Annotated in this window: 18 protein-coding genes; 11 read left to right on the top strand and 7 right to left on the bottom strand. The window is 64.2% G+C overall.

Annotated features, from left to right (window positions below; translation table 11 throughout):
- Positions 1-58 precede the first annotated feature (58 nt).
- From AC04SI_RS04820 to AC04SI_RS04795, 6 genes are all read right to left on the bottom strand, one after another.
- Positions 59-1,066, bottom strand: a complete 1,008-nt coding sequence (locus AC04SI_RS04820; RefSeq protein WP_404275811.1) for an NAD-dependent epimerase/dehydratase family protein — start codon at positions 1,064-1,066, stop codon at positions 59-61.
- Positions 1,063-1,494, bottom strand: coding sequence for an EamA family transporter (locus AC04SI_RS04815; protein ID WP_006203312.1), 432 nt, complete (start codon positions 1,492-1,494; stop codon positions 1,063-1,065). The genes AC04SI_RS04820 and AC04SI_RS04815 overlap by 4 nt, the downstream gene beginning before the upstream one ends.
- Before the next feature lie 121 nt (positions 1,495-1,615).
- Positions 1,616-2,968, bottom strand: a complete 1,353-nt coding sequence (locus tag AC04SI_RS04810) for an FAD-binding oxidoreductase (RefSeq protein WP_404275810.1) — start codon at positions 2,966-2,968, stop codon at positions 1,616-1,618.
- 2 nt (positions 2,969-2,970) lie between these two features.
- Positions 2,971-4,404 carry a UbiA family prenyltransferase gene (locus tag AC04SI_RS04805; protein WP_192181017.1) on the bottom strand — a complete coding sequence of 478 codons (1,434 nt, stop codon included), beginning with the start codon at positions 4,402-4,404 and terminating at the stop codon, positions 2,971-2,973.
- A gap of 249 nt (positions 4,405-4,653) precedes the next feature.
- Positions 4,654-4,917, bottom strand: a complete 264-nt coding sequence (locus tag AC04SI_RS04800; protein WP_006203307.1) for a hypothetical protein — start codon at positions 4,915-4,917, stop codon at positions 4,654-4,656.
- Between the two features lie 172 nt (positions 4,918-5,089).
- A complete protein-coding gene (locus AC04SI_RS04795; protein WP_488473969.1) occupies positions 5,090-7,573 on the bottom strand; it encodes a mechanosensitive ion channel domain-containing protein in 2,484 nt (827 codons plus the stop codon).
- 230 nt (positions 7,574-7,803) lie between these two features.
- Here AC04SI_RS04795 and AC04SI_RS04790 point away from each other — a divergent pair, with 230 nt between their 5' ends.
- The 5 genes from AC04SI_RS04790 (at position 7,804) to AC04SI_RS04770 (ending at position 14,527) form a co-directional block, all read left to right on the top strand.
- Positions 7,804-9,063 carry a sarcosine oxidase subunit beta gene (locus AC04SI_RS04790; RefSeq protein ID WP_404275805.1) on the top strand — a complete coding sequence of 420 codons (1,260 nt, stop codon included), beginning with the start codon at positions 7,804-7,806 and terminating at the stop codon, positions 9,061-9,063.
- A 12-nt stretch (positions 9,064-9,075) separates the two neighbouring features.
- On the top strand, positions 9,076-9,372 hold the full coding sequence (locus tag AC04SI_RS04785) for a sarcosine oxidase subunit delta (RefSeq protein WP_192181014.1): 297 nt from the start codon (positions 9,076-9,078) through the stop codon (positions 9,370-9,372).
- Positions 9,369-12,362 (top strand): sarcosine oxidase subunit alpha, encoded by a 2,994-nt coding sequence (locus AC04SI_RS04780; protein ID WP_404275803.1) that lies wholly within the window; start codon positions 9,369-9,371, stop codon positions 12,360-12,362. The genes AC04SI_RS04785 and AC04SI_RS04780 overlap by 4 nt, the downstream gene beginning before the upstream one ends.
- Entirely contained in the window at positions 12,355-12,942 is a 588-nt protein-coding gene (locus tag AC04SI_RS04775; protein ID WP_404275801.1) for a sarcosine oxidase subunit gamma, read from the top strand. Before AC04SI_RS04780 ends, AC04SI_RS04775 begins: the two co-directional genes overlap by 8 nt.
- A 142-nt stretch (positions 12,943-13,084) precedes the next feature.
- Complete coding sequence (locus tag AC04SI_RS04770; RefSeq protein WP_404275800.1) at positions 13,085-14,527, top strand: MFS transporter; 1,443 nt, start codon at positions 13,085-13,087, stop codon at positions 14,525-14,527.
- Positions 14,528-14,627: 100 nt separating this feature from the next.
- Here AC04SI_RS04770 and AC04SI_RS04765 read toward each other — a convergent pair whose 3' ends face one another.
- Positions 14,628-15,332, bottom strand: a complete 705-nt coding sequence (locus AC04SI_RS04765; RefSeq protein ID WP_404275798.1) for a nitroreductase — start codon at positions 15,330-15,332, stop codon at positions 14,628-14,630.
- A gap of 242 nt (positions 15,333-15,574) precedes the next feature.
- Between AC04SI_RS04765 and AC04SI_RS04760 the strand changes: the two genes are divergently transcribed.
- The 6 genes from AC04SI_RS04760 to AC04SI_RS04735 all read left to right on the top strand — a co-directional run bounded on the left by AC04SI_RS04760 (position 15,575) and on the right by AC04SI_RS04735 (position 24,465).
- Positions 15,575-16,162, top strand: a complete 588-nt coding sequence (locus AC04SI_RS04760) for a helix-turn-helix domain-containing protein (protein ID WP_404275796.1) — start codon at positions 15,575-15,577, stop codon at positions 16,160-16,162.
- An 18-nt stretch (positions 16,163-16,180) separates the two neighbouring features.
- Positions 16,181-18,634, top strand: coding sequence for a GcvT family protein (locus AC04SI_RS04755; protein WP_488473968.1), 2,454 nt, complete (start codon positions 16,181-16,183; stop codon positions 18,632-18,634).
- Positions 18,631-19,530 carry a homocysteine S-methyltransferase family protein gene (locus tag AC04SI_RS04750; RefSeq protein WP_488473967.1) on the top strand — a complete coding sequence of 300 codons (900 nt, stop codon included), beginning with the start codon at positions 18,631-18,633 and terminating at the stop codon, positions 19,528-19,530. The genes AC04SI_RS04755 and AC04SI_RS04750 overlap by 4 nt, the downstream gene beginning before the upstream one ends.
- On the top strand, positions 19,530-20,711 hold the full coding sequence (locus AC04SI_RS04745; RefSeq protein ID WP_404275791.1) for a pyridoxal phosphate-dependent aminotransferase: 1,182 nt from the start codon (positions 19,530-19,532) through the stop codon (positions 20,709-20,711). The genes AC04SI_RS04750 and AC04SI_RS04745 overlap by 1 nt, the downstream gene beginning before the upstream one ends.
- Positions 20,708-23,158, top strand: coding sequence for a GcvT family protein (locus AC04SI_RS04740; RefSeq protein WP_404275789.1), 2,451 nt, complete (start codon positions 20,708-20,710; stop codon positions 23,156-23,158). The genes AC04SI_RS04745 and AC04SI_RS04740 overlap by 4 nt, the downstream gene beginning before the upstream one ends.
- 164 nt (positions 23,159-23,322) lie before the next feature.
- Positions 23,323-24,465, top strand: coding sequence for an NAD(P)/FAD-dependent oxidoreductase (locus AC04SI_RS04735; protein WP_404275788.1), 1,143 nt, complete (start codon positions 23,323-23,325; stop codon positions 24,463-24,465).
- The last annotated feature ends 13 nt before the right edge of the window (positions 24,466-24,478 follow it).

Here is a 24,478-nt window from a genome sequence, read left to right as displayed (position 1 = left end):
GTGTGCTCGGGTTTGGCCATGACGGTCATCTCAAAAATCCTCTGTTCGGCGGAGCCCGTTATTCGGCAGGCACATGTTTGGCGGCGACGGCGTGGCCGTCCTTCTTGGCGCGGTATTCGCTGTAGGCGGCGATCAGCATGTCCTCGTCGCGATATTGCGGCACCCAGCCGAGCTGGCGCCCGGCCTTGGACACGTCGAGCACGCACTCCTCGTCGGCAATCAGGTACTGTTCAGGATCCATGATCGGCAGGTTCATGAGGTCGAGCAGGTCGAGCGTGCGCTTGACGGCCCAGCCTGGTGTCGGGATCAGCAGCGATTTCGACCCAGCATGCTTGATCAGGTCGCCGAGCAGCTTCTTGACCGGAGGCGGGTTGAGCGAGCCCAGATTGTAGGCCTCGTTCGGCACGCCGGCCTTCCAGGCGGCGCGCGCCGCTTCGGCGCAATCGAACACCGATATGAACTGATAGGGGTTCCTGCCCGAGCCGATCATCGGCACCGGAAAATTCCAGTCGATCAGCTTGAACAGTTTCTCCAGGATGCCGAGGCGGCCGGGGCCGATGATCAGGCGCGGCCTGAACAGCGAGATCGACATGCCGCGCTTGCGCCATTCGGCCGCCAGTTTCTCGGTCTTCTGCTTCGACCAGCCATATTCACCGAGCGGCGCGACCGGGTGCTCCTCGGTCATCGGCATCGTCACCGTATGGCCGTAGATCATGTCGGTCGTGTAGTGGACCAGCTTCGAGGCGCCGGCCTTGTCCATCGCCTGCATGACGTGTTCGGTGCCGTGGAAATTCACCGGGAAGAAGAAATCGTGCCGCTTGGCGCGCACCTGGATCGGCGACAACATTTTCGCCGAGAGGTTGTAGACAATGTCGTCGCCCTTGAGCCCAACCGCGGCGACCGAGGCCGGATCGGTCACGTCGCATTTGACGAAGCGGACCGGGCGGTAGTGCGGCAGGTCGCTCTTGACGATGTCGGCGACGACCACCTCCTCGCCGTCGGCCACGAGCTTGGGAGCAAGATGACGGCCGACGAAACCGTCGCCGCCGAAAATCACATGTCTCATCGAACGATCTCGCTGTGAATCTTGTCGGACGAAAGGGAAGCCGTTTCCTCCTCATGCCCTCGACCACTCTGCGCGATCAGCACCGTGCCGACGCAGATGCAGGCAATGCCGGCGATGCGCCAACTGTTGAGGTCTTCGCGGAAGACGAAATAGGCGAAGATCGCGACCGCGACATAGGCAAGGCTGAGGAACGGATAGGCGAAGCTGAGCTCGACCTTGGACAGCACATAGAGGTGCGAGGCCATCGAGATGACGAAGGTGCACAGCCCAAAGAACACCCAAGGGCTGAAGACGATCTGCAGCAGCTTCAAAAGCGGATTGGTGCCTTCGAACGAAATCGGCCCGAGCGACATCATGCCTTGCTTCAGCATCAGCTGCGCCGCGGCATTGGTCATGACTGTAAAGAGAATGAAGACGATGTATTTCATAGTTGCCACCCGCCCAGCAGCGGTCCTACTACAAACCTGCAAAGATTTCGTGAAGTCACAAGAAAGTTTGAGTAAATCTTGGTATTTACGTTTCATTTGCCAAGATTTATTCAAGTTCTATCTATTCCGCAGCCTCGACCGTTCCTCGCCGCACATCCAGTTTCTTCGCCGTCCGCGCCCAGAAGTCAGACATGAAGGCAGGGTCGCGGAGCGCTTCCAGCCGCTGCCATTCCGGAAAAGATGCCGCGAACGTTTCGGCGCTCATGCGGGCGTCCTTGTAAGGATTGACCGCGCCACCCGCATCGACGGTGATACGGTCGAGTTCCCTGAGCAACGCCAGCGTCTTTTCACCCCGGTTGGGGAAATCCAGCGTCAGCGTGCAGCCCGGTCGAGGGAACGACAGCAGCGCCGGCGAGCGGACAGTGCCGAAGCGCTTGAGCACGGTGAGGAACGACCCCTGCCCGGCCCGTCTCGCCGCCTCCAGCAGCGCCGGCACGGCACGGCGGGCAGCGTCTTCCGGCACCACGCTCTGGTGCTGGAACAGCCCCTTCGGACCATAAAGCCGGTTCCAGTCTCCGACGCCGTCGAGCGGAAAGAAAAAGCCCTGGTAGCCGACCTGGCGCGGCGCCGGCGAGCGGCCCTTCTTCCAGCGATAGGCGGCGTTGAAGGCGGTCAGGAACGGCCGGTTGAGAACATTGAACGGCGGCTGCAACGGCACCGAAAGGCGCCCGCCGGCGCGAGAGGCCTTGTGGGAGCCATGCTCGGCATGGTTGCCGGTGAGCAAAAGGCCGCGCCCGCGGCCATGGCCGGCGGCAAGCTGGTCGATCCAGGCAACGGCATATTCATTGGCCTGGTCGGCGGCTTCCGCCAGGTCGAAGAACTCGCCGAGATCGCGAAACGGCGTCGCCTTCTCGACGATATCGAGCGAAGGTACCCGCATCAGCCGGATCGAGGCCGACAGGATCAGGCCGGTCAGCCCCATGCCGCCGATCGTCGCCCGGAATAGCCTTGCATTGCTTGCATCCGAGCAGCGGTAGCTGCGCCCGTCCGACCGCAGCAGCGTGAAGGAAACGACATGGCAGCCGAACGTGCCGCGCCGATGGTGGTTCTTGCCATGAACGTCATTGGCAATCGCCCCGCCGAGCGTCACGAACTGCGTGCCGGGAACCACTGCCGGAAAGAAGCCGCAGGGCGCGGCATGGGCGATGATGTCGGACAAAAGCATGCCGGCATCCGCATCGAGCACACCGGTCTCGACATTGAAGGCGCGGATGCGGTTCAGCGGCCGCATGTCGGCGACCGAGCCCGCCTCGTTCTGGCAGGAATCGCCATAGGAACGGCCATTGCCATAGCCGAGCAGCGAGCCGTTCTTCGCCGCGCGGCCCTTGAGCAGCGCGATGGCGTCATTAGCCGCAATCACGCGCGGCGCCGGCGGCGTGGCGCGGCCGAAACTTCCGAAGCGCTCCGCCGTCATCCCTACCAGCCTCCGGCGACCAGCAGCGCGGCGCCGATCAGCACGACGATCTGGCTGCGCCAGTCGCGGATGATGAAGACGACAGGATCGTCGTGCATTTCGTTGCGGCGAGCGAGGATCCAGACGCGCATGGTGAGATACAGCACGATCGGCGCCAGCGGCCAGACCAGCCAGGGATGCGGATAGAGTTCGCGCACCGAGACACTGTCCATATAGAGAGCCAGCACCAGGGCGGAGGAAAAGGCCGAGGCCATGCCGGCTTGGGCGACGATCTCCTGGTCTTCGGTGCGATAGCCACGGCCGGCAATGCGCTCACCGGCCGGAATGGCGGTGGTGCGCAATTCGACATAGCGCTTCACCAGCGCCAGCGACAGGAAGAAGAAGATCGAGAAGGCGAGCAGCCAGAACGAGACGTCGACACCGGTCGCCGCCGCACCCGCCAGAACGCGGATCGAATAGAGGCCGGCCAGCGTCAGCACGTCGACCAGAAGCATGCGTTTGAACGACAGCGAGTAGGCCGTCGTGACGACTATGTAGCCGCCGAGCACGCCAAGGAATTCGAGCGACAGGAACAGGCCGGCGGCGATGCCGATCGACAGGAGCACCAGGATCGCGCCCATGCCGAACGGGATCGACAGCGCGCCGCTGGCGAAAGGTCGGTTGCGCTTCGTCGGATGCCTGCGGTCCAGCGCGAGGTCGAAGAAATCGTTGAGGATGTAGATGGCGGACGCCACCGCGCAGAACGAAACGAACGCCACCGCGCATTCCCAGATCATATCGATGTTGAAGTATTCGTGCGACAGCACCATCGGCACCGCTATCAGCACGTTCTTCAGCCATTGATGCACACGCAGCATCTTGACGAAGGTCTTGAGCGTCGGTTTCGGCGTCGGCACCGTCTCGGCGCCATGAGCGGCTTGCCAGCGCGCGGCGTGACGGTCAGGCGCCACGACGATCGCGCTGCGCGCCGCGTCGAACACCCTGACATCGTGCCGGCTGTTGCCGGCATAGTCGAAGCCGCCATCGCCATAGGCGGCAACGAGCGAGGCACGCTTCCTGCCCGACGTCATGTTGTGCGGACCGTCGGTCGCCAGCACGCGATCGAAAATGCCGAGATGGGCTGCGATCGCCTCCGCGAATTTGCGTGGCGTACCGGTCGCCAGCACGATCTTGCGGCCTTCGCCATGCTCCTTGCGCAGCCGCTCGAGCAGGACCTCGCGGTAGGGCAGCGAGGCTGGATCGATGTCGATGCGGTCGGCGATCGCCTGCTTCAGCCGTGCCGGACCGCCGGCCAGCCAGAACGGCACCAGGAAAACATAGAGCGGATTCTTCTTGAGAAGGATGAACAGACCTTCCCACAAAAGGTCCGTTGCAATCAGCGTGCCGTCGAGATCGACCGCAAGCGGGATCGCGTTCCTGTCCGACCTCGCGTCCATTTTTTCCTGCCCTGCCTGAAGCGCATGACACCGAATGCCGGTTCGGATGGAGTCATGTGCAGATACACCCGCGCCATGTTTCGGCGTCTTCGTATCGGACATAGCGGGAGATGACGTAACGATCGTTAAAACGCCCGGTTGTGGCCGAGCGGCGCGCCGGTATTTCCCGCGTCATTGTTAAACAAGTCCTACCGGAAGCAATAAAAGGCCGGGCATTGCCCGGCCTTTGCAAGAGATGCTGCCCGAAGTTTACTTGATGCGGGCGACGCCGCCCGAGATCTCGACCGTTTCGGAGCCGGTCAGGGCTTCGAGGTCACCATTGGGCAAGGTGACGAAACAGCCGTTCGGGCAGAATTCCACGGTCTCGCCGGCGGCCAGCGCCAGCTCCGTCTTGCCGCCACCCTCGGTCACGATCAGCGTCCGGGTCTCGGCGTCCTTGTTGATCGCGCTGGCGGCGAAAGCCGAACCGTCCAAGGCAAGAAAAGCGATGGCGGCGACGACAGACTTCCACATTTTGCAATATCGGTGTTTCAACACCGCCTCTGGTTGCACCTTGCAAGGCATTCTCGCCCTTTGCATGCGAGCTTATATGACTTGCAAGCTGAACCGCAACTGAATGCCGCATTCATGCCGCAATTGGTTTGGTAGCACGAGAAGGCGGGCTCGCGGGACGGGATCAATGGACCTAATCCGGGTCGGGCTTGCGGCTCTTGCGCTTCGACTTCGCCAGGCGTTCCCTATCGATCGCTGCTGCGGCTTCCGCCTCCTCGCGCTCGGCGAACTCGGCCTCGATCTTGTCGTCGTCGATCGGCCATGCCTCGTGCTTCTTGACCTCGGCGCGCGGCGTCGAGGGGATCTCGATATGCTCGCTGTCGAAAACATCGAGAACCGTGAAGCGGATGTCGTTCTGCACGATGGCGCCGTTCAGCACATCGGCGAGAAACACCCGGATCTCGAATTCGAGCGCTGCCGCGCCGAAATTTGTGAACAGCACGAACGGCTCCGGATTCTTCAGCACCAGCGGATGGCTGCGCGCGATCTCGAGCAGCAGGGCATGCACCCGCTTGACATCGCTGCCATAGGCGACGCCAACCTTGATGTCGACGCGGCCGAGCTTGTTGCGGTGCGTCCAATTGCCGACCGCGTTGTTGATCAGGTTCGAATTGGGCAGGATCACCGACTGTCGCTGGAACGTCTCGATCTCGGTGGCGCGCACGCTGATCTTCTTGACGGTGCCGCTGATTTCGCCGGCAACGATCCAGTCGCCGACCTTGAACGGTCGCTCGGCGAGCAGGATCAGGCCCGAAACGAAGTTCGACACGACATTCTGCAAGCCGAAACCGATACCGAGGGAAAGCGCACCGGCAACGAGCGCCAGATTGGACAGATCGATGCCCGCCGCCGAGACGCCGACGAGTGCTGCCAGTGCGACGCCGGCATAGCCGACCGCCAGCCGGATCGAGTTGCGCACGCCGGTGTCGACCCGTCCGCGCGCCATCACCGAGCCGTCGAGCCAGCCCTGGAACCAGCGCGTCAGGAAGTAGCCGATGACGAAAACGACGATGCCGCTGAGGATGCCAAGGACCGAGATGGTCACCGAACCGATGGTGATGCCGGTCGCCAGCTTGTAGGCCCAGGCCTGGATGTCGCCCGGCTGGAACCCCCACATCAAAAGAATCAGCGGCAGGAACACCAGCACGATCATCACGTTGATGGCGGTGCTGACGACCAGGCCTAGTTGGTCGAGTGCGGTTTCCTCGTAGCTGGAATTGGTCGAAAGCCAGCGCCCGACCGAGGTGTCGGCAAAGCCGCCTTCCTCGCCGATCGCCCGCGCCGATAGGAAGCCGATATAGGCGGTGATCAATATGGTGCCGGTGACCACGACCTGCAGCGCGACGAAAAGAGCCAGGCCGATATAGCCGAACAGCGCCGCCGCGATGGTGAAAAGACCGAGCGCAATGGCAGTGTAGCGCAGCCATGCCGGCCAGGGGCGCCAGCTTTCGTCGCGCGCCTTGAACGGTTTCAGCAACGCCATCAGGATCAGGATGACGCCGAAGATGATCGTGGCGACAAAACTTCTGACGATGGTAACCGACAGCGGCGAGCCCATCTTGTCATTGACCACCGCCAGGAAATTGTTGACGCCGATGACAATCGCCATGGCCGTCGTCAGCCGCACCAGCCAACGCGACGGACCGGTCTCGACCGGTATCAGGCGCCAGTTCGGCAGCCGCGGCTCCAGGGCCGCATTGGTCAGCCGATTGACGCAGAACACCACCGCGATGACGGCAGCCAGCGCATTGAGGAAAACGCCGATATCGCCGCGCAACACGTTGTAATAATTGAACAGGAAAACCGTCGAAGCGAGGAAGGCGCCGACGGCCAGAGTCGGCAGCAATGTCGACCAGAAAGCCACCGACAATCGGCTGAGATAGGAAGGATCCTCGATCGATGCATCGGCTTCGAAGATACGCCCGAACAGGCGGCGGCCGCCGACCAGCAGCACCACTGCGAGCGCCAGCGCCATGAAGGTCGCCGCCAGCATCGCCTTGAACTTGAACTTGAAGGCAAAGCTCAGCCAGGATGATACGGCCTTGTAAAAGTTGGCGTATTCGTCCTGGGCGTCGGAAACGACCTGCGGGCTCAGCGCATCGGACAATTCGTAGCGCTTGGTGAGCAGATTGCGGAACAGCTCGCTGCGCATGTTGCCGATCTTGTCGATCAGGCCGTTGATGCGGATCGACAGGTTCTGCGCGGAAGCGATGACGGCATTGATCTCGGCCTTTTCGGACGCCAGGGCCTGGCGCTCGCCGGTGACGATGTCGGGCTCTTGCGGCTGCCCCGCGGCCGGCGGCGGGCCGAGCGTCCCGATCCGGTTGTTGATGTCGGTGAGACGCGAACGGAAGGCGAGCGCGCTGGTCAGCGCTGCCCGAGACATTTCCTCCAGCTGCAGCCGGATTTCCACCAGCGAGGCATCGTCCTCGCTGTCCTGCTCGATTTTCTTCTCGAGACCGTCGGTTTTGGCGGTCAGATCCTGGATCGCCTTCTGCTGGTCGGTGATCAGGCCTGCCGCGCCCTGGCCGATCGCCTGCGCCAGCGCTTCGAACGACGGCATCGCCGCGACGACAAGCGCAAGGATCAGGATCAGGCGGAGCAATCGAAAAAACATCTGTGGTCTGGCGACTCGCGGCAAAGGCCGGTTCTGAAAACCCATCCTTGATAAAGACGCTGTTATGATGGGGCAAGCCATCCCGGCTGGCGCGCTTTCGGAGTCGGCCAGTCGAAAAGCGATGGCGCAATCTTGGCTTTGCGGCAGCGGCCTGCTCTATAGTCTGCCGCATTGCACAAACGGATGGCTGCCACGCAGTCCCATCCGAAGCTCATGACAGGCTCCAAAGAATGGCCGAATACTCAGCCTTTTCGCTCCTCAAGAACGCTTTCACCGGAAACAAGGACTGGAAGCCCGCATGGCGCAAGCCGGACCCGAAGGCGTCCTACGATGTCATTGTCATCGGCGGTGGCGGTCACGGGTTGTCGACGGCCTACTACCTCGCCAAGGAGCACGGCATCACCAATGTCGCGGTGCTGGAAAAGGGCTGGCTCGGCTCCGGCAATGTCGGCCGCAACACCACGGCGGTGCGCTCCAACTACCTCCTGCCGTCCAACACGCGCTTCTACGAGCACTCGATGAAGATGTGGGAGAACCTGTCGCACGACCTCAATTACAACGTCATGTTCTCGCAGCGCGGCTGCCTGAACCTCGCGCATACGCCGGCCCAGTTCGATGACTACGCCCGGCGCGGCAACGCCATGCGCCATCTTGGCGTCGATGCCGAACTGATGACGGTGGCCGAGATCAAACGGCTGGTCCCGGCTCTGGACGTTTCCGGGTCGGCGCGCTTCCCGATCTTGGGTGGGCTGATGCAGCCGCGTGCCGGCAGCGCCCGCCACGACGCCGTCGCCTGGGGCTACGCGCGCGGCGCCGACCGTCGCGGCGTCGACATCATCGAGAATTGCGAGGTTAAAGGCTTCCTGCGCGACGGCGACCGCATCACCGGCGTGTCGACGACGCGCGGCGAAATCCGCGCCAAGAAGGTGGCGGTTGCGGTCGCCGGAAGCACCGGTCGGGTCATGCAGCTTGCCGGCATCGACAAAATGCCGATCGAGAGCCACGTGCTGCAGGCCTTCGTGACGGAATCGCTGAAACCCATCATCGACACGATCCTGACCTTCGGCATGGGTCACTTCTACATTTCGCAGTCGGACAAGGGCGGCCTCGTCTATGGCGGCGACCTCGACGGCTACAACAGCTACGCCCAGCGCGGCAGTCTGCCCATTGTCGATGAGGTGATGAGCGAGATGCTGGCGCTGTTTCCGGGCCTCGCCCGCGTGCGCATGCTGCGCTCATGGGGCGGCGTCTGCGACATGACGATGGACGGTTCGCCAATCATCACCACCGGGCCGCTGCCCGGCATGTATCTCAACTGCGGCTGGTGCTACGGCGGCTTCAAGGCGACGCCGGCATCCGGCTGGTGCTTTGCCTGGACCATTGCCAAGGACGAGCCGCACGACTTCAACGCGCCCTTCACGCTCGACCGCTTCTATCGCGGCCTTGTCATCGACGACAAAGGCCAAGGCGCGACGCCCCGGCTGCATTAGGTAGAAGAAAAAATGCTGATCACCTGTCCCTATTGCGGCCCGCGCGACGTTATCGAATTCACGTATCAGGGTGACGGCAACCGCCAGCGTCCGCAACCTTCTTCGCAGGACCTCGACGCCTGGAACGCCTATGTCTACGACCGGCTGAACCCGGCCGGCGACCACAACGAGATCTGGCAGCACTCCGGCGGCTGCCGCGCCCATCTCAGGGTCGTGCGCAACACACTGACGCATGAGATTTCGAGCAGCGGCTTCGCGCGCGGCGACCACAAAGCCGCCGCGCGGCACAAGTCGGAGGCCAAGTCGTGAGCCCGCGCCGCGCCGAAACCGGTGGCCGCATCGACCGGCTGCGCACCATCCGCTTCACCTTCGACGGCACGCCCTACACCGGCTATGCCGGCGACACGCTGGCCTCGGCACTGCTCGCCAACGGCGTCACGCTGTTCGGGCGCTCGTTCAAGTACCATCGCCCGCGCGGCGTGCTGACCGCCGGCGTCGAGGAGCCGAACGCGCTGGTGACGGTGCTGCGCGGCGAGGTTCGCGAACCGAACATCGCCGCCACCATGGTCGAGATCTATGACGGGCTGGTGGCCGTCAGCCAGAACCGCTTCCCGTCGCTTGCCTGGGACGTTAACGCCATCAACCAGCTCGGCGGCAAGATCCTGTCGGCCGGCTTCTACTACAAAACCTTCATGGGTCCGGTGATCGGCCCGCTCAAAGGCACCCGCTTCTGGATGTTCTGCGAGCACTTCATCCGCCGCGCCGCCGGCCTCGGCAGAGCCGGCACCGCTGCCGATCCGGAGCGCTACGAGCGCATGAACGCCTTCTGCGAAGTGCTGGTGGTCGGCTCCGGCCCGGCCGGATTGATGGCCGCCAGGGCCGCCGCCGATCAGGGCCAGCGCGTCATCCTCTGCGAGCTGGAGCCGCATTTCGGCGGCTCGGCCAACTGGTCCGGCGAGACCATCGACGGCACGCCGGCGGCGGACTGGGCGGCGCGCGCCGTCGGCCAGCTCGAAGGCCATGACAATGTCCGTCTGCTGCCGCGCACCACGGTCTGGGGTTACTATGACGGCAACACGCTGGCTGCACTCGAACGAGTCACCGACCACAAGGAGGCCCCCGCCAAGGGCGAGCCACGTCATCGCTACTGGGCGATCCGCGCCAAATCGGTGGTGCTGGCCACCGGCTCCTTCGAGCGGCCGCTGGTGTTCCCCGGCAACGACCGGCCTTGTGTCATGCTGGCGCATGCCGCCGAGCGCTACGCCAACGAGTTTGGCGTGCTGCCCGGCGACAGGATCGCGCTGTTCACCAACAATGACAGCGCCTATCGCTCGGCGCTGGCGTTGAAGTCGGCGGGCGCTGCGATCGTCGCCATCATCGATGTTCGCCAGGACCTGTCGAGCGAGATGCGCAAGCTGGCCACCGATGCCGAGGCCGAGATCCTGTCCGGTCATGCCGTGGTCTCCACCGAAGGCGGCAAGGCGCTTTCCGGCCTCAAGGTGCAGCGTTTCGACATGGTGAGCGGCGCGCTGACCGGCGATGCGCGCAGCATCCATGCCGACTGCCTGCTGATGTCGGGCGGCTGGTCGCCGACCATCCACCTCGCCAGCCAGGCCGGCGCCAAGGCGGAGTGGGACGCCGCGCGCCAGGCCTTCCTGCCGCCGAAGCCGACGCAGAAATGGGTCGGCGCCGGCGCCTTCATCGGCAGCTTCTCGACCGCCGAGGCCATCGCCGAGGGCCGCGCCGCCGGTCTTTCGGCCGCCGGAGCGACAGGCGCGCCGACGGCCTTGCCGGTCGTGGACGCCGCTCCCGGCGATCCCGATCCGGCGCCGGTGTTCGAGATCAGGGCGAAGGGAAAAAGCTTCGTCGATTTCCAGCACGACGTCACCGCCGAAGACGTGCGCCTTGCCCATCGCGAAGGCTTCGTCTCGGTCGAGCACCTGAAGCGCTACACCACGCTCGGCATGGCGACCGACCAGGGCAAGAGCTCCAACGTGCCGGGCCTCGCCATCATGGCCGAGGCGCTCGGCAAGCCGATTCCCGAAGTCGGCACGACGCGCTTCCGCCCGCCCTATTCGGCGGTGTCGATCGGCTCGCTCGCAGCGGAGCGCTTCGGCGATTTGAAGCCCGAGCGGCTGACGCCGATGCATGACTGGCACATCGCCAATGGCGCGACCATGTATTCGGCCGGGCTCTGGTATCGGCCGATGATCTACAGCCATGCCGGCGAGACGATCGAGCAAGCCTATGTGCGCGAAGCCAAAGCGACCCGCGATAGCGCCGGCATCGTCGACGTCTCGACGCTGGGCAAGATCGCCGTGCAAGGGCCGGACGCGGCCGAGTTCCTCGACCGCGTCTACACCAACATGTTCTCGACGCTCGCTGTCGGCAAGGCCCGCTACGGGCTGATGCTGCGCGAGGACGGGCTGGCCTTCGACGACGGCACCACCTGGCGGCTCGGCGAGCAAGATTTCCTGATGACCACCACCACGGCCAATGCCGGCAAGGTGATGCAGCATCTGGAATATTTCCTCGACGTCATCTGGCCGGAGCTGAAGGTCACTGTCACTTCGGTCACCGACGAATGGGCAGGTGCTGCCATCGGCGGCCCGAACGCGCGCGCAATCCTCGCCGCTTGCGTCAAGGGTATTGCCGTCGACAATGCCACTCTGCCCTTCATGGGCATCGTGCACGGCGAGATCGCGGACGTGCCCGTTATGATCTGCCGGCTCTCCTTCTCCGGCGAAATGGCCTTCGAAGTCTATTCCGGCGCCGGCTATGGTACCCATGTCTGGGAAGCCTTGATCGAGGCCGGACAGCCGTTCGGACTGGTCACCTATGGGCTCGAGGCGCTGGGCACGATGCGCATCGAGAAAGGCCACGTCACCGGCGCCGAGATCGACGGCCGCACCACAGCGCGCGACCTGCATCTCGACTGGATGCTGTCGAAGAAGAAACCTTTCATCGGCTCGGCGATGATGGACCGCGAGGGCCTGATCGCCCCTGACCGGCTGCAGCTCGTCGGCCTGGTTTCGCTCGACAACCGGCCGCTCAACGGCGGTGCGCATATCGTCGAGGAGCTCGACCAAGCCAATCCGCACGGTTCCATCGGCCACATCACCGCCTGCTGCTACTCGCCGGCGCTCGGCAAGCACATCGCGCTGGCGCTGGTCAGCGGCGGCAAGGCGCGGCACGGCTCGCGCGCCTTCGTCTCCGATCCGCTGCGCAACCGGTTCGGGCCGATCGAGATCGTCTCCAACCACTTCTACGATCCGGACGGGAGCCGCATGCATGGTTGAACGTCAATCGCCGCTTGAGCCGGAGTACCATCCGGGCTCGCATGGAAATTTCGAACATGGCGTCGACGTAATCCTGTCCGAGACGCGGCCGGGCTCGATCCTGCAGCTCGCCGCATGGCCGGGCGAAGAGAAGCGGCTGATGTCGGCAATATACAAGGCCACGGGTCTTGCCCTGCCGGACGGCGCGGGCGGCGGCGTCACCGACGGCGCCAGATCGGCATTCGGCTTCGCACCCGGCAAGTTCACCGTGGTCGACGAAGCCGAGGGCCTGGCTGCGGCGTTCTCTGGCGTCGTCACCCCGGCCATCGGCACCGTCACCGACCTGTCGCACGGCCGCACCGCGATCCGCATCGCCGGGCCGAAGGCCGAATGGGTGCTGGCGAAATTCTTCGCCATCGACTTTGCGCTGCCGGCCTTCCCGATCGGCGCCGGCCGCTCGACCACCCATCACGATGTCTTCGCGCAGATTCAGCGCACCGGCGCCGACCAGTTCGACATCTACGTGTTCCGCTCCTTCGCCCGCTCGTTCTGGAAGGCGCTCTGCCATGCCAGCGAGGAAGTCGGCTACGAGGTGCAATAAAACTCTGCCGGCTGTCCGCTTGGCACTATCGACCGGCACAACTGCTGCTTGAGCGTTGGGCCAGCTGGGAGGATAGATAGGAATCACGGGCACATGCTGAGGCATGCGCTCGTCCAGGCAACCGGCTCGACAATATCCTTCCATGACCGCAGAGACTTCGGCGACAGCCACAACCCGCTTTGCCCCGGCGGGCGAGGCGTCGATGCTATTGCCGGCGACGGTCGCCTGCGGCGTGTTCATGACCAGCCTCGACCAGAATGTCGTGGTCACCGCACTGCCCAGCATCGGCGAGAGCCTTTCCCGGCCACCGAGCCAGCTCGGGCTTCTGATCACCGTCTATGTCGCCAGCCTGATCATCTCGATGCCGGTCGGCGGCTGGGCCGCCGACCGTTTCGGCCTGCGCAACGTCTACTGCTTCGCCTTGCTGGTGTTCGCCGCTTCATCGGCGCTCTGCGGACTGTCCAACGACATCTGGACGCTGGTCGGCGCCCGCGCGCTGCAAGGTTTCGGCGGCGCATTGATGGGTACGCTCGGCCAGGTCGTGATCCTGTCGACCTTCCCGCGCAGCCGCACGCTGAAGATCAACATGTATATCTCGCTGGCCGGGCAGTCCGGACCGTTGGTCGGCCCGCTCGTCGGCGGCGCGCTGACCACCTACGTCTCGTGGCGCTGGATCTTCTTCATCAACGTGCCATTCGCGCTGGCGGCGGCCGTCCTTGCCGCCTCGCTGTTTCCGACGGTCACCAAACCGGTGCGCACGCCGTTCGATTTTGCGGGCTTCCTGCTGGTCGGCAGCGGCATGGTCCTGCTGGTCTTCGGCATGGACTCGCTTGCGGCGAAAGATGCAGCCGGCAGCATGATCGCGGCCGAGCTGGCACTGGCGATCGTCATCCTGACGCTTGCCTCCTTCTACTGCCTGCGTGCCCGCAACCCCCTGCTTGACCTAAAGCTCCTGCGTATCCGCACCTTCCGCATCTCCTTTCTTACCGGCGGCGGGCTGGACACGATCGGTCTTAGCTCGGTCGTCTTCCTGCTGCCGCTGATGTTCCAGCTCGGCTTCGGCATGAGCGCGGTGCAGGCGGGATCGCTGACCTTCGTTGCTGCGATCGGATCGCTGATCATGCGTGTCTTCATGCCGCGCCTGCTCAATCGCTTCGGCTTCCGCCGTGTGCTGGTCATCAACACGCCGATCGTTGCCGCGATGGTTGCGGGCTTCGCCTTGATCCAGGCGACCACACCCGTATGGATCGTGCTTGCCTATATCTTCGCCTTCGGTGTTTTGCGCTCGGCGCAGTGGGCTTCGACCGGCAACCTCGCCTATTCCGACATCGCGCCGGAACAGCTCGCCCGCTTCAGCGCCCTCTACTACATCCTTTGGCAGCTGGCGGTGGCGATCAGCGTCGGACTGGCGGCCGCGTTGCTGTCCTTCCTGGCCGGCGGCGGCCCGGCCGTGACCAACGACTTCCGCATCCTGTTCGTGATCGAAGGCGTCATCACGCTGTGCGCGCTGTTCGCCTATCTCAGGCTGACGCCGCAGGACGGCGCCCATGTCAGCGGCCATGGCGCGCAAATGAGCGTGGAGTAAAGCAAATCCAGGAAAAGTGTGAGGCAGTTTTCCCGGGAAAAGCGCGTAGCGCTTTCCCCAGGGAATTGCGTCAAAACAAAAAGTCGGCCGAGGCACCGCCTCACTCGCTGAACGTCACCCATTCTTCCAGCGGCACGCGGTCGGTGCGGAACTCGTTTTCGGGCTTCGACGTGTCCTCATGGCCGAGTGCCATGCCGCAGACGACAATCTCTTCGTCGGGAATGTTGAGCACCGGCCTGATCTGCCGGTGGTATGGCGCGAAGGCGGCTTGCGGGCAGGTGTGCAGGCCCCTGCCCCGCGCCGCCACCATGATGTTCTGCAGAAACATGCCGTAGTCGATCCACGAGCCCTGGTTCAGCCGCCGGTCGATGGTGAAGATCATGCCGACCGGCGCGTCGAAGAAGACGAAGTTGCGGTCGTGCTGGGCGCGCATCCTGTCGACCTCGCGCCGGCCGATGCCGAGCGCGCCGTAGAGGCCGAAGCCGTTGGCGCGGCGACGGGTGAGATAGGGCTCGAAGAACTGGGTGGGATAGTAGCGGTACTCGTCCCATTCGGCCTTCTCGGCGCGGATGCCCGAGTTGAGGATGGCGTCGGTTATGCGCTGCTTGATCTCGCCCTTGGTCACATAGACCCGCCAGGGCTGCATGTTGGTGCCCGAAGGCGCGCGCGCGGCGACCCCGAGAATGGCGCGGATGGTCTCGTCGTCGACCATGTCGGGCAGGAAGGCGCGAACCGATCGACGCGACGTGATCGCCTCGTCTACGATCGCCGCGTCCTTGGCAATCCGGGCGTTGTTTTCCAGCATGGGCCGTCCCTTGACGCATGGCCTCGGAAAACCGGGACCGGCTTCCGGATAGGACCCACGCGCGAATTCCAAATACCTGGTCCTCGACCCGACGTCCCCATCCGCCGTTCGTGGGTCGAGCCTTTGCATGAACCGTCAAAATGGCGCAAGCAAATCTTGTGGTCTTGTGAAAATCCTCTTGATTTTTTCATCATGCTGGTCTCTCATGAAATTTGTCCGGAATTTTTCATAGAGAGAATGGCTTGACCTCAACCGCCGTCAGATCGGAGCAGGAGAACAGCGAACGGCTGCTGGCTGGCGACATCCGCGCGTTGCGCAAGGCGCGCGGGCTGACGCTGGCCGAGATCGGCCTGAAGCTCGGCCGCTCCGTTGGCTGGGTCAGCCAGGTCGAGCGCGGCCTGTCGATCCCTTCGCTCGGTGACCTCAGGGCCTTCGCCGACCTGTTCAGCGTGCCGGTCAGCCTGTTCTTCAGCCACGACGTGCCGATTGAAAAAGAGCGCGGCGTGGTGGTGCGCGCCGGCAACCGCCGCAGGCTTGGCACAAGCGATTCCGGGCTGGTGGAGGAGCTTCTGTCACCCGATCTCGGCGGTAGCTTCGAGATGCTGCGTTCGGTCTTCGCGCCGGGCGCTGAGTTGAAGATCGAGGCACGTCGGCCGACGGAGGAAGCGGGCTATGTCGCGTCCGGCACCTTCGACATAGAGATATCGGGCGTCTGGCACCGGCTTGCCGAGGGCGACTCCTTTCGCTTCGACGGCAAGCCGTTCCGCTGGCGCAATCCCGGCGCCGAGCCGGCGGTGGTCATCTGGGTGGTTTCGCCGCCTGTATATTGATTGAAGTTGGAGGAGAACATGGCCGGTTTGCCGACCACGGCACGCGTGGTGATCATCGGAGGCGGTGTCGTCGGCACCTCTTCGCTCTACCACCTTGCCAAGGCGGGCTGGACCGACTGCGTGCTCTTGGAAAAGAACGAGCTGACCTCCGGCTCGACCTGGCACGCCGCCGGCAACGTGCCGACCTTCTCCTCATCATGGTCGCTGATGAACATGCAGCGCTATTCGACCGAGCTCTATCGCGGGCTGGCCGACGCGGTCGACTATCCGATGAACTACCACGTCACCGGCTCGCTCAGGCTCGCCCACACAAGCGAGCGCATGCAGGAGTTCCAGCGCGCCAAGGGCATGGGCCGCTACCAGGGCATGGACATCGACGTCGTCGGGCTCGACGAGATCAAGCGCCGCTACCCGTTCATCGAAACGCATGAGCTGAAGGGCGCGCTCTACGATCCGAGCGACGGCGACATCGATCCGGCGCAGTTGACGCAGGCGCTGGCCAAGGGCGCGCGCGACATGAGGGCAAAGATCATCCGCTTCTGCCCGGTCACCGGCGTGCGCCGCGAGAACGACGAATGGGTGATCGAGACGGCGCAGGGCGAGATCCGTTGCGAGATCGTCGTCAACGCCGCCGGCTACCGTGCCGCCGAGGTCGGAAAAATGTTCGGCCGCGAAGTGCCGATGATGGTGATGAGCCATCAATACATATTGTTCGAGGAGATCCCCGAGCTCGCCGCCTGGAGCAAGGAACAGGGGAAAAAACTGCCACTGCTGCGCGACGTCGACACCTCCTACTATTTGCGCCAGGAAAAGACCGGCATGAATCTCGGGCCCTATGAGCGCAATTGCCGCGCGCACTGGGCGACCCACAACGACCCGATGCCGGAGGATTTTTCCTTCCAGCTGTTCCCCGACGATCTCGACCGTCTCGAGCACTACCTCGCCGACGCCGTCGCCCGCGTGCCGATCCTCGGCACCGCCGGCCTGTCCAAGGTCATCAACGGCCCGATCCCCTACGCGCCGGACGGCAACCCATTGATCGGTCCGATGCCGGGCGTCCCCAACGCCTTCGAGGCCTGCGTCTTCACCTTCGGCATCGCTCAAGGCGGCGGCGCCGGCAAGGTGCTGGCCGAATGGGTCACGCAAGGCCAGACGGAATGGGACATGTGGTCCTGCGACCCGCGCCGCTTCACCAGCTTTGCCGCCGCACCCGACTATTGCGTCGCCAAGGGCATGGAGATCTACGGCAATGAATATGCCATCCAGTTCCCGCGCCATGCCTGGCCCGCGGCACGCGACCGCAAGCTTTCGCCGCTGCATGATCGCATCAAGGCGCTCGGCGGCCGCTTCGACGCCTACAATGGCTGGGAGCGTGCGACGTGGTATGCACAGCCGGGCGACGATGTCTCGGAGGAATCGACGCTGACCTTCCGCCGCGACGGGCCGTGGCAGCACCGCGTGCGTGAAGAGTGCCTGGCGGTGCGCGATGCTGCCGGCATTCTGGACCTGCCGGGCTTCTCCCGTTTCAACCTCGAGGGGCCGGGTGCCGCTGAATGGCTGGCGCTACAGGTCACTGGCCTGGTCCCGAAGCCGGGCCGCATCGGCCTCGTCTATTTCTCGGACGACAAGGGCCGCATCGTCACCGAAATGTCGGTCGTGCGCCATGGCGAGGACCACATGACGCTGATCACTGCGGCAGTGGCGCAATGGCACGATTTCGAATGGCTGAAGTCACGCATGCCGAAGAATGCGCCATTCACGCTGATCGACCGGACCGAGGAATATTCGACGCAGATCCTCGCCGGCCCCAACTCGCGCAAGATCCTCGCCGAGGTTTGTGCCGCTGACCTTTCGCTCCCCTGGCTCACCCATCAGGAAACCAGCATTGCCGCACGCTGGGCGAAGCTGGTGCGCGTGTCCTTCGCCGGCGAGCTCGGCTGGGAGATCCATACCAAAGTCGGCGACACCGCGACGGTCTTCGACGCCGTCTGGGCCGCCGGCCAGAAGCACGGCCTGAAACCGTTCGGGATGTATGCGCTGGATTCGCTCAGACTGGAAAAAAGCTACCGCGCCTGGAAGGGCGATCTGTCGACCGACTATTCGATCTTGCAGGGTGGGCTGGAGCGCTTCGTCAAATGGGACAAGCCCGCCTTCCGCGGCAAGGCAGCACTGCTGAACGAGAAGCAGCAAGGCGTGAAGAAGCGTTTCGTCACGCTGGTCGTCGAGAATCCTGGCGATTGCGATGCGCCTTATATGTCGACGCTTTGGCATGACGGCCAGATCGTCGGCGAGACGACGTCCGGCGGCTGGGGTCATCGCATCGACAAGTCGATCGCGCTCGGCATGCTGCGCGCCGACCTGACAGAGCCCGGAACCGCTGTCGAGGTCGAGATCTTCGGCGACCGTTTTCAGGCGGTCGTGCAGAAGGACGAGCCGCTGTGGGATGCGAAGAACGAAAGGCTGCGCGCATGAAGACGGTCATCCTCACCGATGGCGGCATGGGCCAGGAACTGGTCCGCCGCAGCAAGTCCGAACCGACGCCGCTGTGGTCGGCCAGGGTGCTGATCGACGAACCGGATCTGGTGCGCGACCTGCATGCGGAATTCATCCGTGCCGGCGCCCGCGTCATCACCATCAACACCTATTCGGCGACACCGGAGCGGCTCGCGCGGGAAGGCGCGGAAGACCTGTTCAAGCCGCTGCAGAAGCGCGGCATCGAGCTGGCAAGGCAGGCCGCCGAGCAAGCCCGAGAGGCAACCATCGCCGGCTGCCTGTCGCCATTGTTCGGCAGCTATGCACCGGCGCTGACCATCTCTTACCAAGAGACGCTCGACACCTATCGCCGCATCGTTGCCGAGCAGGCGGAAGGCGTCGATCTCTTCCTGTGCGAAACCATGGCCTCGACCGACGAGGCCCGCGCCGCCGTCACCGCGGCAACGGAAAGCGGCAAGCCGGTTTGGGTGTCGTGGACGCTCGCCGACCATGGCGCGCCGCGCCTGCGCAGCGGCGAGGCGATCGCGGCGGCGTCCGGCGCGCTCGACGGCCTGCCCCTCGCCGCACGGCTGATCAATTGCTGCCGGCCCGAAGCCGTCAGCGCCGCGCTCCCCGACCTGATCGCGCTCGGCGGCCCCGTCGGCGCCTATGCCAATGGCTTCACGTCGGTCGAGGCGCTCAAGCATGGCGGCACCGTCGAGGTTCTGCATGCGCGCCACGACCTCGATCCGGCGGCCTATGCCGACCAGGCGATCGGCTGGGTCGAGGCCGGTGCTAGCATCGTTGGCGGCTGCTGCGAGGTCGGCCCAACCCACATCGCCGCGCTGCGCGACCGGCTCGAACAGGCCGGCTACCAGATTTCGGGAGTTCAATGATGCCCAGACCATCTTCGCGCATTAACGGCATCGTGCCTTCGGGCAAGGACGGCTGGGAGGTTCATTTCGCCGCCTGGACCCGTAAGCAGGCCGGCGAGGACATCATCATGCTGTCGGTCGGCGACCATGATTTCGATACGCCGGACCAGACCATCGAAGCCTGCGTGACCGCAGTTCGCGGCAGCAACCATCACTACACGCCGCTTCCCGGCCTGCCGCGCCTGCGCAAGGCAATGGCGGCGGCCTCGACCGCTTGCACCGGCATCCCGACAAGCCCCGACCAGGTCATCGCTACACCCGGCGGTCAGGCAGCGCTCTACGCCGCCGTGCAGGCCGTGCTTGACAAGGGCGACCATGCCATCGTGGTCGCCCCTTACTACGCGACCTATCCCAACACCTTCAGCGCAGCCGGCGCCGACTTCACCGTCGTCGAGACCCCTGCTGCTGATGGTTTCCAGCCACACGCCGCCGACATTCGTGCGGCAATCCGGCCGAACACGCGCGCCATCCTCATCAACACGCCGAACAACCCGACGGGCGCGGTCTATTCGCGCCAGCACCTCGAAGAGCTGGCCCAGATATGCCGGGAGCATGATCTTTGGCTGCTGTCCGACGAGGTCTACTGGACCTTGGGCGGCGGTGAGCATTTGTCGCCGCGCGCCCTGCCCGGCATGGCCGAGCGCACGCTGGTCATCAATTCGATGTCCAAGAGCCATGGCATGACCGGCTGGCGCATGGGCTGGCTGACCGGCCCGGAGACGATGATCTCGCTGCTGGTCAACCTCAATCTGGTGACCACCTACGGCCTGCCGGCCTTCATCAGCATCGCTTGTGCCGAGGCGCTCGAGAACGGCTATGGCGTCAGGGAGATCGCCGAACGCTATGCTGTGCGGCGCACCGTCTTCCTCGACGCCATGCGCGGCATGAACGACGTCACCGTGCGCGGCTCCGAGGGCGGCATGTATGTCATGCTCGATATCAGTGCCATCGAGCCCGACGATGAGAAATTCGCCTTTGCCTTCCTCGACGCGGAAAAGGTCGGGGTTATGCCGGGCTCCAGCTTCGGCGAGGCCGCCGCCGGCCATATCCGCGTCAGCCTCTGCCAGCCCGAACCGGTGCTGCTGGAAGCAGCACGGCGCCTGCGCCGTTTCGTGTCCAGCTACCGCCGCGAGGCCGCATGAGCGCCAAGACCATCCCCACCAAGGCGCGCGCGGTCATCATCGGCGGCGGCGTCTCCGGCTGCTCGGTCGCCTATCATCTCGCCAAGCTCGGCTGGACCGACATCGTGCTGCTCGAGCGCAAGCAGCTGACATCGGGCACGACCTGGCATGCCGCCGGCCTGATCGGCCAGTTGCGCGGCTCGCAGAACATGACCCGGCTGGCGAAATATTCGGCCGACCTCTACGTCAAGCTGGAAGCCGAGACCGAGGTCGGCACCGGCATGCGCCAGGTCGGCTCGATCACCGTGGCGCTGACCGAGGAGCGCAAGCACGAAATCTACCGGCAGGCATCGCTGGCCCGCGCCTTCGACGTCGATGTGCGCGAGATTTCGCCTAATGAAGTCAAGCAGATGTACCCACATCTCAATGTTTCCGATGTGGTCGGCGCGGTGCACCTGCCGCTCGATGGGCAATGCGACCCGGCCAACATCGCCATGGCGCTGGCCAAGGGCGCACGCCAGCGCGGCGCGACCATCATCGAGAATGTGAAAGTCACCAAGGTCCACAACAAGAATGGCCGCGTCACCGGCGTGTCCTGGGCGCAAGGCGAAGAGCAAGGCACGATCGATACCGAAATCGTCGTCAATTGCGCCGGCATGTGGGCGCGCGAGCTCGGGGCACAGAATGGCGTCACCATACCCCTGCATGCCTGCGAGCATTTTTATCTGGTGACCGAGCCGATCCCCGACCTCTCGCGCCTTCCGGTGCTGCGCGTGCCGGACGAATGCGCCTACTACAAGGAGGACGCCGGCAAGATGATGCTCGGCGCCTTCGAGCCGGTGGCAAAACCCTGGGGCATGGACGGCATCCGCGAGGATTTCTGCTTCGACCAGCTGCCCGAAGACATGGAGCATTTCGAGCCGATCCTCGAAATGGGCGTCAACCGCATGCCGATGCTGGCGACCGCCGGCATCCACACTTTCTTCAACGGTCCCGAGAGTTTTACCCCTGACGACCGCTATTATCTCGGCGAAGCGCCCGAGCTTTCGGGCTACTGGATGGCGACCGGCTACAATTCGATCGGCATCGTCTCCTCTGGCGGGGCCGGCATGGCGCTGGCGCAGTGGATCAACGACGGCGAAGCACCGTTCGACCTCTGGGAAGTCGACATCCGCCGCGCCCAGCCGTTCCAGAAGAACCGCCGCTATCTCAAGGAGCGCGTCTCCGAAACGCTCGGCCTGCTCTATGCCGACCATTTTCCGTATCGCCAGATGGCGACCTCGCGCGGCGTTCGCCGCTCGCCCTTGCATGAACAGCTGAAGGCGCGCGGCGCCGTGTTCGGCGAAGTCGCCGGCTGGGAGCGCGCCAACTGGTTCGCGCGTGAGGGACAGGAGCGCGAATACCGCTATTCCTGGAAACGGCAGAACTGGTTCGACAACCAGCGCGAGGAACATCTCGCGGTCCGCATCGGCGTCGGCCTGTTCGACATGACATCGTTCGGCAAGATCCGCGTCGAGGGTCGGGACGCCTGCGCCTTCCTGCAAAGGCTCTGCGCCAACGACATGGACGTCGCGCCGGGCAAGATCGTCTACACCCAGATGCTCAACCAGCGCGGCGGCATCGAAAGCGACCTCACCGTCTCGCGTCTGTCTGAAACCGCCTACTTCCTCGTCGTGCCCGGCGCGACGCTGCAGCGCGACCTCGCCTGGCTGCGCAAGCATCTGGCCGATGAATTCGTCGTCATCACCGATGTCACCGCTGCCGAAGCCGTGCTCTGCCTGATGGGACCGGATGCGCGAAAACTGATTCAGAAGGTGAGCCCAAGCGATTTCTCCAACGAAACCAATCCGTTCGGGACATTTCAGGAGATAGAAATCGGCATGGGCCTCGCCCGCGCCCATCGCGTCACCTATGTCGGCGAACTCGGCTGGGAGCTTTATGTCTCGACCGATCAGGCACCCCATGTCTTCGAGGCGATCGCCGATGTGGGTGCCGATGTCGGCCTGAAACTCTGCGGCCTGCATACGCTGGACTCCTGCCGCATAGAAAAGGCATTCCGCCATTTCGGCCACGACATCACCGACGAGGACCATGTGCTGGAGGCCGGTCTCGGCTTCGCGGTGAAGACGGCCAAGGGCGATTTCCTCGGCCGCGATGCGGTGCTGAAGAAGAAGGAGGCTGGCCTATCACGGCGGCTTGTACAGTTCCGCCTAAAGGACCCGCAACCCTTGCTCTTCCACAACGAGGCGATCCTGCGCGACGGCAAGATCGTCGGCCCGATCACCTCGGGCAGTTACGGCCATCATCTCGGTGGCGCCATGGGGCTGGGCTACGTGCCCTGCAAGGGCGAGAGCGAGGCAGAGGTGCTGGCCTCGTCCTACGAGATCGAGATCGCCGGCGAGCGCTTCGCCGCCGAAGCCTCGCTGAAGCCGATGTATGATCCGAAGGCGGAACGGATGCGCATGTAGCATCGCCCAGCTGGCTGCGCCCCTTCCACGCCGATCGAAATTTTCCTTACCGTGATCTTTGCCGAGGACACTGCTACGCTGCTGTCCTGGCCCAACCGGCATCGCATAATACCGGACGGCCGCAGGGACCGCATTTTGCATGCGGCAACACAACGGAGGGGAAAATGAACACAACAAGCAAGCCGCGCGTCCTTGTCCTTGGGGCGGGCTTCGGCGGCCTCGAACTCACCACCCTGTTGTCCGAGACTTTCGGTGCGGACATCGACGTGACCTTGATCGACAAAAGCGATGCTTTCGTCTTCGGTTTTTCAAAGCTCGACGTCATGTTCGGCCACAAGACGGCGGATGCTGTGCGCATGCCGTACCGCAACTTCGTGAAACCAGGCGTGCGCCTGCTCAGGCAGACGGTCACCGCCATCGATGCCGAAGGGCGGCGGGTCACCACCGATGGCGGCGTCCATGAGGCCGACTTCCTGATCCTGGCGCTCGGCGCCGACTATGATTTCGACGCCACGCCGGGGCTGGCGGGCGCCAACGAATTCTATTCGGTCGCAGGCGCCGAGCGCCTGCGCGACGTGCTGCCCACCTTCACCGGGGGAAAGACCCTCGTCGGAGTCTGCGGCGCACCCTACAAATGCCCGCCGGCGCCCAGCGAATGCGCCCTTATGCTGCACGACTACCTCGTCAATCGCGGTGTTCGTGGTGCCTGCGAGATCAGCTTCGTGCTGCCGTTGCCGAGCCCGGTGCCACCTTCGCCGGAAACGTCGCGAGCGCTGGTGGCGGCCTTCGTCGAGCGCAATATCGGCTTCATACCCGGCCGCCGCGTCGCCTCGATCGACAATGCCCGGAAGGTGGCCGTTCTCGATGACGGGGTCGAGATGCAATTCGACCTGTTCCTCGGCGTCCCCAGGCACCGCGTGCCCGACGTGGTGATTGACAGCGGCATGGCCGAGAACGGCTGGATCCCGGTCAATCCGCGAACCTTGGAAACCCGCTATCCCGGCGTCTACGCAGTAGGCGACGGCGCCAACACCGGCACGCCGAAGGCCGGTGTGTTCGCCGAAGGGGCCGCGCGCGCCGTGGCCAGCGACCTGATCGCCAGGCTGCGCAACACCGGCAGCGGGACACAATATGATGGTTTTGGCACCTGCTATATCGAGTTCGGCGGCGGACGCGTCGGCAAAGTCGAGGTGGATTTCTTCTCCGGCGCAAAGCCGACCGGAACCTACCACGAGCCGTCGGTTGCCTTGCGCGCGGACAAGGAGGTTTTCGGATCGAGCCGCCGTGCCCGCTGGTTCGGACTGTAACGTTCGAAGTCCG

This window comes from Mesorhizobium sp. CNPSo 4689 (assembly GCF_057784325.1).
The sequence above is the reverse complement of the archived record's forward strand: the minus strand, read 5'-3'. Positions and strand labels throughout refer to the sequence as shown.

Excerpts from the sequence above, each read along its gene's own strand:
- AC04SI_RS04820 (WP_404275811.1), bottom strand. The coding sequence starts at position 1,066 with ATGAGACATGTGATTTTCGGCGGCGACGGTTTCGTCGGCCGTCATCTT.
- AC04SI_RS04815 (WP_006203312.1), bottom strand. The coding sequence starts at position 1,494 with ATGAAATACATCGTCTTCATTCTCTTTACAGTCATGACCAATGCCGCG.
- AC04SI_RS04810 (WP_404275810.1), bottom strand. The coding sequence starts at position 2,968 with ATGACGGCGGAGCGCTTCGGAAGTTTCGGCCGCGCCACGCCGCCGGCG.
- AC04SI_RS04805 (WP_192181017.1), bottom strand. The coding sequence starts at position 4,404 with ATGGACGCGAGGTCGGACAGGAACGCGATCCCGCTTGCGGTCGATCTC.
- AC04SI_RS04800 (WP_006203307.1), bottom strand. The coding sequence starts at position 4,917 with ATGTGGAAGTCTGTCGTCGCCGCCATCGCTTTTCTTGCCTTGGACGGT.
- AC04SI_RS04795 (WP_488473969.1), bottom strand. The coding sequence starts at position 7,573 with ATGTTTTTTCGATTGCTCCGCCTGATCCTGATCCTTGCGCTTGTCGTC.
- AC04SI_RS04790 (WP_404275805.1), top strand. The coding sequence starts at position 7,804 with ATGGCCGAATACTCAGCCTTTTCGCTCCTCAAGAACGCTTTCACCGGA.
- AC04SI_RS04785 (WP_192181014.1), top strand. The coding sequence starts at position 9,076 with ATGCTGATCACCTGTCCCTATTGCGGCCCGCGCGACGTTATCGAATTC.
- AC04SI_RS04775 (WP_404275801.1), top strand. The coding sequence starts at position 12,355 with ATGGTTGAACGTCAATCGCCGCTTGAGCCGGAGTACCATCCGGGCTCG.
- AC04SI_RS04770 (WP_404275800.1), top strand. The coding sequence starts at position 13,085 with ATGACCGCAGAGACTTCGGCGACAGCCACAACCCGCTTTGCCCCGGCG.
- AC04SI_RS04765 (WP_404275798.1), bottom strand. The coding sequence starts at position 15,332 with ATGCTGGAAAACAACGCCCGGATTGCCAAGGACGCGGCGATCGTAGAC.
- AC04SI_RS04755 (WP_488473968.1), top strand. The coding sequence starts at position 16,181 with ATGGCCGGTTTGCCGACCACGGCACGCGTGGTGATCATCGGAGGCGGT.
- AC04SI_RS04750 (WP_488473967.1), top strand. The coding sequence starts at position 18,631 with ATGAAGACGGTCATCCTCACCGATGGCGGCATGGGCCAGGAACTGGTC.
- AC04SI_RS04745 (WP_404275791.1), top strand. The coding sequence starts at position 19,530 with ATGCCCAGACCATCTTCGCGCATTAACGGCATCGTGCCTTCGGGCAAG.
- AC04SI_RS04740 (WP_404275789.1), top strand. The coding sequence starts at position 20,708 with ATGAGCGCCAAGACCATCCCCACCAAGGCGCGCGCGGTCATCATCGGC.
- AC04SI_RS04735 (WP_404275788.1), top strand. The coding sequence starts at position 23,323 with ATGAACACAACAAGCAAGCCGCGCGTCCTTGTCCTTGGGGCGGGCTTC.